General features: G+C 67.6%; 14 protein-coding genes. 2 read left to right on the top strand and 12 right to left on the bottom strand.

The features are described from left to right. Window position 1: 1 nt before the first annotated feature. The 9 genes from NV1_RS17680 to NV1_RS17635 form a co-directional block, all read right to left on the bottom strand. Window positions 2–1063, bottom strand: coding sequence for an ABC transporter permease (locus tag NV1_RS17680; RefSeq protein ID WP_084525484.1), 1062 nt, complete (start codon window positions 1061–1063; stop codon window positions 2–4). After that, window positions 1060–1821: an ATP-binding cassette domain-containing protein gene (locus NV1_RS17675; RefSeq protein ID WP_067892643.1), complete on the bottom strand. Its 762-nt coding sequence runs from the start codon at window positions 1819–1821 to the stop codon at window positions 1060–1062. Before NV1_RS17675 ends, NV1_RS17680 begins: the two co-directional genes overlap by 4 nt. A gap of 119 nt (window positions 1822–1940) precedes the next feature. Next, complete coding sequence (locus NV1_RS17670; protein WP_067892585.1) at window positions 1941–2240, bottom strand: helix-turn-helix domain-containing protein; 300 nt, start codon at window positions 2238–2240, stop codon at window positions 1941–1943. A 210-nt stretch (window positions 2241–2450) separates the two neighbouring features. Beyond that, window positions 2451–2774, bottom strand: a complete 324-nt coding sequence (locus NV1_RS17660; protein ID WP_067892583.1) for a DMT family transporter — start codon at window positions 2772–2774, stop codon at window positions 2451–2453. A 58-nt stretch (window positions 2775–2832) separates the two neighbouring features. After that, entirely contained in the window at window positions 2833–3363 is a 531-nt protein-coding gene (locus tag NV1_RS17655; protein WP_067892581.1) for a hypothetical protein, read from the bottom strand. A 9-nt stretch (window positions 3364–3372) separates the two neighbouring features. Further along, window positions 3373–3975, bottom strand: coding sequence for an NUDIX hydrolase (locus NV1_RS17650; protein ID WP_067892579.1), 603 nt, complete (start codon window positions 3973–3975; stop codon window positions 3373–3375). Window positions 3976–4261: 286 nt separating this feature from the next. After that, on the bottom strand, window positions 4262–5683 hold the full coding sequence (argH, locus tag NV1_RS17645; RefSeq protein ID WP_067892577.1) for an argininosuccinate lyase: 1422 nt from the start codon (window positions 5681–5683) through the stop codon (window positions 4262–4264). A gap of 49 nt (window positions 5684–5732) precedes the next feature. Beyond that, window positions 5733–6623, bottom strand: a complete 891-nt coding sequence (locus NV1_RS17640; protein WP_067892641.1) for a class I SAM-dependent methyltransferase — start codon at window positions 6621–6623, stop codon at window positions 5733–5735. Between the two features lie 271 nt (window positions 6624–6894). Next, entirely contained in the window at window positions 6895–8097 is a 1203-nt protein-coding gene (locus tag NV1_RS17635; RefSeq protein WP_040821614.1) for an argininosuccinate synthase, read from the bottom strand. A gap of 503 nt (window positions 8098–8600) precedes the next feature. Here NV1_RS17635 and NV1_RS46385 point away from each other — a divergent pair. Beyond that, complete coding sequence (locus tag NV1_RS46385; protein WP_281181847.1) at window positions 8601–8723, top strand: hypothetical protein; 123 nt, start codon at window positions 8601–8603, stop codon at window positions 8721–8723. A gap of 59 nt (window positions 8724–8782) precedes the next feature. Here NV1_RS46385 and NV1_RS17630 read toward each other — a convergent pair whose 3' ends face one another. Further along, window positions 8783–8977 carry a hypothetical protein gene (locus tag NV1_RS17630; RefSeq protein ID WP_067892575.1) on the bottom strand — a complete coding sequence of 65 codons (195 nt, stop codon included), beginning with the start codon at window positions 8975–8977 and terminating at the stop codon, window positions 8783–8785. 186 nt (window positions 8978–9163) lie between these two features. Continuing rightward, complete coding sequence (locus NV1_RS17625) at window positions 9164–10093, bottom strand: ketopantoate reductase family protein (RefSeq protein ID WP_245713777.1); 930 nt, start codon at window positions 10091–10093, stop codon at window positions 9164–9166. A 260-nt stretch (window positions 10094–10353) separates the two neighbouring features. Here NV1_RS17625 and NV1_RS17620 point away from each other — a divergent pair, with 260 nt between their 5' ends. Continuing rightward, window positions 10354–11667 carry an MFS transporter gene (locus tag NV1_RS17620; protein WP_084525482.1) on the top strand — a complete coding sequence of 438 codons (1314 nt, stop codon included), beginning with the start codon at window positions 10354–10356 and terminating at the stop codon, window positions 11665–11667. Window positions 11668–11706: 39 nt separating this feature from the next. Here the strand turns inward: NV1_RS17620 and NV1_RS17615 are convergent, their stop codons facing one another. Then, window positions 11707–12231, bottom strand: coding sequence for an arginine repressor (locus NV1_RS17615; RefSeq protein WP_067892573.1), 525 nt, complete (start codon window positions 12229–12231; stop codon window positions 11707–11709). Window positions 12232–12238: the final 7 nt, after the last annotated feature.

Below are 12238 nucleotides of genomic sequence, written 5' to 3'. Positions count from 1 at the left end.
GTTACTTGCGATCCCGCGCCTTCCGACGCAATTGGTCGAACCAGACGGCGGCCACCAGGACGATGCTCACGGCGATCGGCTGCCAGAACACCGGCACTCCCGCGATGACGAATCCCTTGCGCAGCACCGACGGAATGAAAACGCCGATCACGGTGCCGACTATCGTTCCGGTCCCGCCGAACAGGCTGGTGCCGCCGATGACGACACCGGCGATGGCGTCCAGATTGTCGGTGCCGTGACCGGCGATGGTGGTGGTGCCGAAGTAGGCGAGATTCATGAATCCGGCCAGCCCGGACAGCAACCCGGTCATCAGGTACACCAGGATCAGATGCCGGGTGACGCCGATGCCCGAACGCCGCGCGGCCTCGGCATTGGAGCCGATCGCGTAGGTGTAGCGGCCGAATCGGGTGGTGTGCAGCAACCACGCGCCGAACAGCGTGACCACGAGCGCGACCAGCACCAGATCCGGCACGCCGCCGAGCAGGGTGCCGAAACCCAGTGAGTCGCGCAGATTCTCGGGCACGGTGCGGGTGTCCACGCCGCCGGTGATGAGCTGGGCAGCACCGAGGGCCGCACCGAAAGAGCCGAGGGTGACGATGAGTGGCGGAATCTTGGCCCGCGCCACCAGTACCCCGTTGATCAGACCCCAGAGTGCGCCCCCGGCAAGGGAGGTCACGAATCCGGCCGCGATGATTTCCCATCCGGCATGGCTCGCGTCCTGGCCCGGACTGAGCCACTCCATCGTCTTCGATCCGATGACCCCGGAGAAGATCAGCACCATGCCGACCGAGAGGTCGATGCCCGCGGTGATGATCACGAAGGTCATCCCGATCGAGAGCACGAGCAGCACCGACGTCTCGATCAGCAGGGTCTGCAAGGTGAACCGGGTGGGGAAAGCATCGGGCCGCGCGATGCTGAATGCCAGGTACAGCACGATCAGCACCAGACCGATCCACACCGTGCTGATCCCCGAAATACGCTGCCACAGTGTGTGTTCGGGAGGCTCGAAGGTCTCCGGCACCGAACCGGCGGTGCCCGCCGGCCGCTCGCCGTGCTCGCTCATGCCGCGTCCTCGGTGGTCAACGCCCCGGTCATCGCACCGACCAATTGCCCGAGAGTGGCCTCGGAGTCGAAGCGCGCCACGCGGCGGCCGAGCCGCAACACCTCGATCCGGTCGGCAACCGAGAGCACCTCGGGCATGTTGTGACTGATCAGCACGACCGCGATGCCCTGGTCACGCACCCGGCCGATGACCTCGAGCACGCGCTCACGCTGCACAACGCCCAGCGCGGCGGTCGGCTCGTCCATGAACACGACCTTGCTGGCCCACATCACCGCCCGCGCCACCGCGACGGTCTGCCGCTGACCTCCCGACAGCGCACCGATCGGCACATCGTCTCGGGGAAGTGTCACGCCGAGACGCCGAAAGTGCTCGGCGGCCTGCGTTTTCATGGCCTTACGATCGAGCATCCCGATCCGCCCGCGAATTCCGCGACGGAACAGTTCGCGCCCCAGGAACAGATTCGCCGCCGGATCCAGATCGGGAGCGACGGCGAGATCCTGATAGACGGTCTCCACCCCCAACCTGCGCGCCTCGACCGGCGATCCCATCCGCACCGGCTCGCCGTCGAGCAGGATGCGCCCGCCGTCGGGCTGCTCCGCACCCGAAAGACATTTCACCAGAGTGGATTTCCCCGCCCCATTGTCGCCGATCAGTGCGACGACCTCCCCCGCACGCACCTGAAAGCTGGCCCCCCGCAACGCCTCCACGCTCCCGTAGCGTTTGACCACATCCTCGGCTTCGAGAACCACGGAAGGCATGGCGATCACCTCGTCGACATCGACCGACCGGCCACCCGGCCCGTCCGCCCGATGTTAACGCTCACCACCCCCACCCACGCCCGAATCACGAAAGATTGCGCCGCGCAAGCGACCGGAACCTACCCGGCCTCCCGCAACGGCCGAAACTCGACACTCAACCGCACCCCCAACGCCTCGGCAATCCGTTCCAGCACAGGAATTGTCGGCATCGTGTCTCCGGCCTCCAGTCGCGCCACCGCCGGTTGCTTCGAACCGGCACGATCGGCGAGCTCAACCTGAGTCAGCCCCGTCTTCTCACGCAGGCCGCGTACTGCGGCGCCGAGTTCGAACCTGATCCGCGCCGCCTCGTAGGCGGCACCGGCACCCGGTCGTGCCATGACCTCCGCACGCATCTCCGACCAGCTACTGCGTTCATCCATGGGACCTATTCCTCCTCCACGGCATGAGCCTCAGCGATGCAGCGCATCATCGCACGCACGATCTCGGCAGTCTCCCGCATCCGATGTTTGCGGAACACCGTCAGCAGGACGATGCGTCGCCCCGAAGCAATCCAAAGGGCAGCCGCTCACATCGCACACGCCGACTTGATCCGTGCTCGCTGAGTGTCTCCTGCGATCAGCCGCGCGGGGTCAGTTGGCGCGGCCCAGTTCCAGGGCCAGGACGCCGAGGATTACCAGGGCTATTCCGCCCAGCTGGATCAGACTCAGGGTTTCGCGGAGGAACATTGCGCCGATTGCGGCTACTGCCGCGACGCCGATGGCGGACCAGATGCCGTAGGCGACGGCGATGGACATGCCGCGTTTCAGGGCCTGGGAGAGGAAGAAGAAGGCGGCCAGGTATCCGATGACGACGACGATCGAGGGCACCAGGCGGGTGAAGCCCTCGGAGAGTTTGAGCGATACCGTCGCCGAGACCTCGGACACGATCGCGAGCGCGAGCAGCAGAAACGTCACTGGCGGAGGATATCGGGGATCATCGGCGAGTGAATTTCGACCGCTTCGGATCCGCGCCTCACGTGCCGGTTCCGGCCGCCGGGTCGGAGCGGGTCGGGCGGACGACCGGGCCGGTGTGCCGCGGGGCGGAGCGGTGGGTGGCCGAGGCTGCGCGCAGGGGGGACGAATACTGTTGCGGGGATTGCTGATCGGACACGGTAGCCGAGGCGCGGGGTGCGGCCGTCGGGCGGTTCCGGTCGCGGCACCGGTCGACCTCGATATCGCGTTCCAGGGTGACCACGAGGTTGCGTTCGGCGCGGTCCTCCGGCCAGTCGTGATCCTTGCTGTGGATCACCTGACGCTCGATATTGCCGTCGGTGATCCAATCATCGATGACGAGCCGAATATTCGACCGCCACGAGCCGTCGACCCAGTGCTGCAGCAGTAACTCCCAGTTCTCCTCATCGATCCCGCAGGACGCACCCGGCGTGCCCGGAAGAACGGCCGCGTAGGTGTGGCTCTGGCTGCCGATGCGAACCGCCACCCGTTGCGGCCACAGGGCCTCGACCGAGGTGACGGTGATCCGGCAGGGGCCGTGGTAATCAGGCATGAAGAACCCTCATTCGCGGGTGAATTCGGGCTGATGCAGATCGCGGACCCGAGTGTGCCGCCCCAGCAGGGCCACCTCGCGGAACTGGTAGAGGATCGCACCGGTGGGGGCGTGGATCCTCATCCGCTCGCGCAGGGGCATATTCAGCAGCCGCACCCCGGCCGGAGTCGTCGTCCAGCCCGGCAGATCATCGCCGACCAGACGTTCCAGGGTGACCTCGTGAACCGAATCGACCTCGTCGGGGTTGGGGTGCAACCGCGCGGGCGCAGCGGTCAGGGCGATGAACGGGGTCATCACGAATCCGGAGTCGGTGACGAAATCGTCCAGCACACCCAGTACATCGGATTCGGCGAGGTCCAGGCCGATCTCCTCTTGGACCTCCCGCAGCCCGGCCGCCACCGCGCGCTCGCCGGGCTCGATCTTGCCGCCGGGAAATGCCCACTGACCACTGTTCATCCCGCGGTACGCCCGCCGGATCAGCAGGACGTGCGGCTCGCCGGGATCGTCCACGACGCAGATCACCACGGCCGCGGCGCGACCACCCGTGGCGGCGATCCGGGTGAATCCGGCTATATTGCCGCGAATACGCTCGGCGACAGCAGAATTCGTCATATCCGGGCGCCCCGGCCGCCACACAGCTCGACAACCACAGCTGCTCCCTTCGTCGCAGCCACAGTACGACGACCACTGCCTGCCGCGACTTCCAGCCTCGCTGACCGAACCCTCGTCGAGGAAAGGTCCCGTCCCCGCGACGGCGCGATCCGACCAGTGGAATCTCGACTCGCGACAACCGCTGGCGGTGGTACGGCCCGTCTCCCGGCGACCGCGAACCAACTCGGTTTCGGCGAGACACGCCGAACTCCGGGCCGCTGAGACAAGCGATCCGGCTCGGCGGTGATCAGACCAGCCAGGCGCGACACTCGGCGGCGGACTCGCGGACCTCGTCGAGCTGCTCGGCGACCCGGACTCCGGCGGTGCCGCCGCGGGCGTTGCGGGAGGCGATCGAGCCCTCGACGGTGAGCACCTCGCGGACCCGCGGCGTCAGTGCCGGGTCCACGGCGGCGAATTCGGCGTCGGTGAGCTCGTCCAAGCCCACGACGCGAGACTCCGCGACCCGGACGCAGGCGCCGGCCGCCTCGTGCGCGACACGGAACGGAACACCCTGGCGGACAAGCCATTCGGCGATATCGGTGGCGAGGGTGTAACCGGCGGGGGCCAATTCGGCCATCCGGTCGGTGTGGAAGGTCGAGGTGGACACCAGGCCGGCGATGGCGGGCAGCAGCAGTTCGAGCTGGGCCACCGAATCGAACAGGGGTTCCTTGTCCTCCTGCAGATCTCGGTTGTACGCCAGCGGTTGAGCCTTGAGCGTGGCGAGCAGGCCGGTCAGATTGCCGATCAGCCGGCCCGCCTTACCCCTGGTCAGCTCGGAGACGTCCGGGTTCTTCTTCTGCGGCATGATCGACGATCCGGTGGACCAGGCGTCGGCCAGAGTGATGTAGCCGAATTCCGGTGTGCTCCACAGGATGATCTCCTCGGCCATCCGGGACAGATCCACCGCGGTCATGGCCAGCACGAAGGCTGCCTCGGCGGCGAAATCACGCGAGGAGGTGGCATCGATCGAATTCGCCGCGGCCGCACTGAAATCCAGGTCGGCGGCGATCGCCTCGGGATCCAGCCCCAGTGAGGAACCGGCCAGCGCGCCCGAACCGTACGGGGAGATCGCGGCACGCTTGTCGAAATCGCGCAGCCGATCGATATCGCGCAGCAGCGGATGGGCGTGCGCGAGCAGATGATGAGCCAGCAGTACCGGCTGCGCGGCCTGCAGATGAGTCTTACCGGGCATGACCGCCTCCGGATGCGCGGCGGCCTGCGCGACCAGCGCGTCGACCACGTCCAGCACCCCGGCCGCGACGCGACGGACCGCATCGCGCAACCACATCCGGAACAGCGTGGCCACCTGATCGTTGCGGGAGCGTCCCGCGCGCAGGCGACCGCCGAGTTCGGCGCCGACCCGTTCGATGAGCCCGCGTTCGAGCGCGCCGTGCACATCCTCATCGGCCTCGGCAGGGATGAACGCGCCCGAATCGACATCCGCGGCAAGGCGTTCCAGGCCGTTCAACATCGCAGCCAAATCGTCGGCGGACAGCAGACCAGCCTTGTGCAGCACGCGCGCATGCGCTTTCGACGCGCGGGTGTCGTAAGGGGCCAGCACCCAGTCGAAATGGGTCGACTTGCTCAGCGCCGCCATCGCCGCGGCGGGGCCGGACGCGAAACGTCCGCCCCACAGGGCCCCTTCGTTGGTGCTGCCGCCATCGGTCATCGGTCGTGCTCTCCTCACCCGCGTATCGCGGTCGTCGGTGCCGTGGCGCTCAGGGGCGCACAGCTGTCATCAGAATGTGGTTGCGCAATCCCTCGCGCACTGTGTCCGGTACCTCGCGCCCGTGTTCGGTCAGCACCGTGACCGGGTCGGCTGCGGTGACCTTCCAGCCGTGCTCGGCGAACCAGTCGCGGGGGTCGGTGCGGTCGTCCGTCGAGTACCAGAGGTTCTCCACGTCGATCCGGATCCCGGCCTGCGCCATCATCTTCTCCCGCTCGGCACGGATCTCGGAATTCCGCAGCGGCCGCCCCTGGCCCATGTTCAGGGCGATGGTGCTGCCCGGGACGCTGAGGTCGGCGATGTTGTCGAACAGCCGGTCCTGCGCCTCGCCCGGCAGGTAACGCAACAGTCCCTCGGCCAACCAGGCGGTGGGCAGCGTCGGATCGAAGCCGTTGTCGCGCAATGCCTTCGGCCAGTCCTGACGCAGATCTATCGCCACCTCGCGACGATCAGCAGTGGGCTCGTCCCCCGCGAGCGCGGTTGCCTTGAACTCCAACACCTTCGGCTGATCCAGCTCGAAAAGTACTGTGCCCGAAGGCCACTCGATCCGATATGCCCGCGCGTCCAGCCCTGCCGCCAGGATGACGACCTGCCGGATCCCGGCTGCACCCACCGCGTCGAAATATTCGTCGATGTACACCGTGCGAGCGGTCATCATGGCGTTCAGCGGACCGTACAACCGGCTGCGTTCGGGATCGGTACCCACCTGACCACGCAGGATCTTGTCCCACCCGGATCCCACGGCCTCGACCAGCTTGGCGGCATAGGGATCCTGGAACAGCGCGTCGGTACGCGAGGTCTCCCTGGCACGCATCGCCGCGACGCCCACGGCGGTCGCGCCCACGCTCTCGGTGATATCCCAGCTGTCGTCGTCGGTACGCATCGGATCCTCCTGTCGGCCAATCCCTTTCGCGCGATAACGCTGCGCGATCACGACACCCGGCAACGAGCACACGGCTGTGGCCGGTCACCGTCGCGACGCACGATTTCCGCTTCGCACGACCGCCGGGTGAGATCACCCGGCGGCTCGCAGGCTACTCCTGCTACCTGTGCGAGCAGCCGACGGTCGAGCCTCGCGGGTCCGCTGCGTCGCCACAGCGGACCCGCGTCCCGGCGCACGCCCGGCAACGACACCGCGTCACCGGGTCGAGTCGTTACTTCTTGAACAGATCCCGGCGCGCGGCGACCTTGGAGGACAGGCCGTGGATCTGCACGAAACCCTTGGCCAGCGACTGGTCGAAGGAATCGCCCTCGTCGTAGGTGGCCAGGTTGAAGTCGTACAGCGACTCCTCGCTGCGGCGACCGTTCACCACGACGTTGCCACCGTGCAGCACCATGCGGATATCGCCGGTGACGTGCTCCTGGGTGTCGCGCACGAACGCGTCCAGGGCGCGCTTGAGCGGGGAGTACCACAGGCCGTCGTAGGCCAGCTCGCCCCAGCGCTGCTCGACCTGTCGCTTGTACCGGCCCAGTTCACGCTCCAGGGTGACGTTCTCCAGCGCCTGATGCGCGGTGATCAGCGCGATCGCGCCCGGAGCCTCGTAGATCTCGCGACTCTTGATACCGACCAACCGGTCCTCGACCATGTCCAACCGGCCCACGCCCTGACGCCCCGCGCGCCGGTTCAGCTCCACGATCGCCTCGAGTACGGTGACCTGGCGGCCGTCGATGGCCACCGGCACACCCTTGTCGAAGCTGACGACCAACTCGTCGGGCGCCTCGAAGTTGATGGTCGGATCGACGGTGTAGTCGTAGACGTCCTTGGTCGGCGCGTTCCACAGATCCTCGAGGAAGCCGGTCTCGACCGCGCGACCCCAGACGTTCTGGTCGATGGAGAACGGCGACTTCTTGGTGACGTTGATCGGGAGCTTGTTCTCCTCGGCGAAGGCGATGGCCTTCTCCCGGGTCCAGGCGTAGTCGCGGACCGGGGCGATGACGTTCAGGTCGGGGGCCAGGGCGCCGATGCCGACCTCGAAGCGGACCTGGTCGTTGCCCTTACCGGTGCAGCCGTGCGCGACGGTGCTCGCACCGTGGAACTTCGCGGCCTCCACCAGGTGCTTGACGATCAGCGGACGGCTGATCGCCGAGACCAGCGGGTACTGGCCCTGATAGAGGGCGTTGGCCTGCACGGTCGGCAGGCAGTAGTCGTCGGCGAACTCGTCACGCGCGTCGACCACGACCGCCTCGACAGCGCCGCAGTCCAGCGCGCGCTGGCGCACGACGTTCATATCCTCGCCACCCTGGCCCAGGTCGATCGCGACCGCGACCACCTCGGCCCCGGTCTCCTTGCCGATCCAGCTGATGGCGACGGAGGTGTCCAGCCCGCCGGAGTAGGCGAGTACGACGCGATCGGCCATGTCTGTAACTCCTCGAGTAATTTCGTGCGTATCCAAGTCTGTGCGCCCGCCTCGCCGGGCCTGCGGCGCTGCCCACCCCGCTCCCCCGGCGGCCCGTACCACGCACAAATGATTATGCATGACGATGCAATCCCATTCATAACCGGGGGGCTGGATTTTCTGCCTCCGCTCTGCTCCGGCAGGGTTTTCTGAGCCTTTCGCTTCGCGGGTGATTCCCAGCGGAACAGAGACGATCCCCCGCTGGGCACGTCGGGCTTCGTCTCGCTTCGCTTCGGTGGGTAAGTGAGGCCAGCGCCGAAATCGCGTCGCATCGCGTCGGGGCGGCGAGTGGCCGACACAGGCGGCGACACTCGGGGCAATACGGACAATCGGCCCCAGATCTCCATGCGTCCCAACGAGATTGCCACGCTCGGGGCGATGCGTGTGCGAGCCTGGGTGGACCAGTGGTCCGGGCGGCAGAAGGGCGGTCGGAGATGTTTTCGGGAATCGGGAGTCTATTCGAGTTGATCGGTCAGGACGTGCTGTCCCTGGGACAGTCCGTCGTGCAGATCATCAGCGACCTGTTGAACGCGGGCACGGGCGGCGGTGGCGGCGGCGTTCCGCCGGGGCAGTACCCGCTCGCCTAGCGCTCGGTGTGGCCCGGCAGGAGCATTCTCGCCACCGGGCCGCCACAGATCCGATCAGGTCAGCGCTTTCGGGCCCGGTAGGCCGCGGAGATGATCGCCACGACTCCGACGATGATGAGGACCACGCCCAGGTACGTCCACTGGGAGTGGCCGGTCATCGGCGAGCCGTGCACATTACCCGTGCCCTGCCCGACCCACAGTGCCCCGACCAGGCACAAAACCACACCCACCACCACACTGATCACACGCCGCACTGTTGCCTCCTGCGTTTTCGGCGTCCGCTCCGCTACGGCGTGCTCGCGGCTCCCTGGAGGTCTCACCGCTCGACCCCGTGTCGGGCACTGGTTACTCGCACCCGCCATGCGTGCAACCGGCGAGACGGGCCGCGAACTCGAGGTCGGTGTCGCCCGAGATGCCGGAACGAGCTCGGCGAGTACCCGCTAATGCTCCCGGGCGAATGTCTCCGAAGGCAACTGCGAGGCGTAGATGGTCTGGTGGATCGGCGTGGCGACGCCCGCGGCCCGGCCGAACCGGACAACCGCGCCGCTCTGGTAGTGCAGTTCCGACGGGCGGCCCGCGGCCAGGTCACGCTGCATCGATGCGGTGGTCTCCGGACCGAAGCCCGCGTAGATCTTCATCATCTGGTCGACGTCGTGCTCGTCCAGCGCGATGCCCCGGGCGCGGGCCACCTCGAGCACCTCGACCATCGCCGCTCGAACCAGGGCGACCGTCTCGGGTTCGGTGGATACGATCCCGACCGGCCGACGGGCCAGCGCGCCGACCCCGCCGTAGGAGGAGATCAGCATCAGCTTGCGCCACAGGGTGGCTTCGATGTCGTTCGTGCGGGTCACCGTGATGCCGGCGGGAGTCAGCGCCTCCTCCACCGATTCGACCCGCTCGGCCGAATCCGGTGTCAGCGCGCCGATTTCCACCGCGGCGTGCGCGCCGAGGCAGCGCACGGACCAAGGCCCGACGCGTTCGGCGATCACCACGCAGGTACAGCCGAGTACCCGCTCGGCGCCCAGTACCGCGGCCAGATCACTCGCCGCCTCGACACCGTTCTGCAACGGCAGGATCGTGGTCTCCGGGCCTACGACCGGTTCCAGCGCCTCGGCGACATCGCGAACCTGCCACGCCTTCACCGCGACGATCACCAGATCGGCCGGGTCGCCACCGGGGCGCAGTTCGGTGACCACCTGCACGTCGGGTATCGAACTCTCTTCTCCCGCACGCGAAACCAGCAGCGGTCCGGCCGCCGCGGCCTCGACGGTCTCCTCCCGCCCGACCACCGTCACCTGGTGACCGGCACGCGCCAGCATCCCGGCGAAGTACAGTCCGATTCCACCCGCCCCGAATACCGTAATGCGCACGAGTCAGGGCCTCCACATCGTCGACAACCGCACGTGATCCATGCGTCCGCATACAGTATCGCCGACCGGCCGAGCATTCAATTGGTACCGCAGGTAACGGATTTCACGTTCACGAGACCGCCGAAGCGGGCACGCGACGAGTCCCGGGCGTAACGGCTCGTCCGGAGTCCTGCGGAAGCAGTACGCCTCCGGTTAGTGTGTGAGCGATCACATCACCGCGGCGGGCCGCGGTACGGCAGCACCTGGAAACGAGTTACACCGTGACGATCGACGACGATCCCGCACCGGCCACCTCCCGCAACGCCTCGGCACCCCCGTTGACCTCGGCGCAACGCCGCGCGTTCTGGGGTTCATTCGGCGGCTGGGCGATGGACGGTTTCAACTGGACCGTCTTCGGACTGGTGCTCGCGCCCACGATGACCGAACTCCTGCCGCGCGCCGGCATCGCCGCGACGTCCGCGAATATCGGCTGGTATGGCCAGATCAGCGCGGCGCTGTTCCTACTCGGCTGGGGTTGTTCGGCGATCTGGGGACCGGTGGCCGATCGCTTCGGCCGGATGCCCGCGATGACGGCCTCCATCGCGATGTACGGCGTGTTCACCGCGTTGGCCGGCCTGGCCACCGAACTGTGGGAGTGGAACGCCTTCCGATTCCTGGCGGCCGTTGGCGTCGGGGGCGAATGGGCCATGGCGGGAACACTTCTGGCCGAGGTACTACCCGAGCGGGTACGCGCCCGATTCGGCGGCCTCATGCATTCGGCCGCGTACATCGGCGTGCTGATCGTCTCGGCGCTGTACCTCGCGGCCGGGCCGCAGCTGGGCTGGCGGGGGATGTTCCTGATCGGCGGGATTCCCGCGTTGGCGGTCTTCATCATTCGCCGTACCACCCCCGAACCCGAACGCTGGCAACATGATTCAGCCGTGCAGGAGCGAAAATCCTTCTGGCAGCCGGTCATCGACGTGCTGGCCCCGCCCTATCGGGCCCGCACCCTCGGTAACCTCGCACTGCTGGTGGTCTGCGTGATCGGGCTGTGGGCCGGATCGACCTATGTGCCCACCGCCGTCACCGACCTGGCACACCACGCGGGATACGGCTCGTCCGCGACGGTACGGCTGGCCGGTATCTCCTCGATGACGGTGGCCGCGTTCACGATCGTCGGCTGTGTGGTGATTCCGCGCCTGGCGGACCGATTCGGGCGGCGCACGACTCTGGCCGGACTGTTCGTGCTGATGACCGTCGGCGCGGTCGGGGTCTACGGGATCGCGTATCCGGCGCACTCGATCGCGCTGACCTTCGTATTCCTGCCGGTGCTCGGCCTCGGCGGGGCCAATTTCGCGATCTTCACCATCTGGCTGCCCGAGCAGTACCCGACCCGGATGCGCGCCACCGCGTTCGCGTTCACCACCACGCTCTCGCGCTGGTTCGCGGCCGCGGGCACATTCCTCATCGGATACGGCATCCACGCGAGCGGGTCCCTGGCCATCCCGCTCAGCGCGACCGCGGTCGTATTCCTGATCGGCATCGGCATGGTCGGGCTCGCCCCGGAAACCCGCGGGCAGGCGCTGCCGGACTGATTGCGGCGAACAACCCACCGGCCCAACCGGTTCAGTGGTTCAGGCCCACTGCTCGATCTTCGCGGCCAGTTCCGCGCCGGTGAGCGGTTCGCGGGCGATCACCGCGATGGTGTCGTCCCCGGCGATGGTGCCGACGATCTCCGGCAGCGAGGCGCGATCGAGCGCACTCGCCAGGAAGTGCGCCGCGCCCGGTGGCGTGCGCAGAACCGCGATATTGCCGCTGTGATCGGTGGAAACCAGCAGGTCGCCGAGTAGTTTCGACAAGCGGTCGGTGCCGCCGGTGACCCCGCGCACCGGACTGCCGTCCTCGGGCACCACATAGACGCCCGCACCGCCGTCCGCGGCGCGCAGCTTCACCGCGCCGAGTTCGTCCAGATCCCGCGACAGCGTCGCCTGGGTGGTCTCGATACCGTCCTCGGCCAGCAGTGCGGCCAGTTCGGTCTGGCTGCGCACCGCATGCCCGGACAGGATCTCCACGATGCGCTGCTGCCGACCGGCACGCGTGCGAGCGGTCGCCGGGCCGGATCTGTTCGGCTCGACGCCCGCTCGGTCCGTGGTACTCACGAACGTC

This window comes from Nocardia vaccinii NBRC 15922, from assembly GCF_001613305.1.
In the GTDB taxonomy this organism is placed as follows: Bacteria; Actinomycetota; Actinomycetes; order Mycobacteriales; family Mycobacteriaceae; genus Nocardia; species Nocardia vaccinii.
Note: the sequence above shows the minus strand (reverse complement) of the source record. Positions and strands in the feature narration are given on the sequence as shown.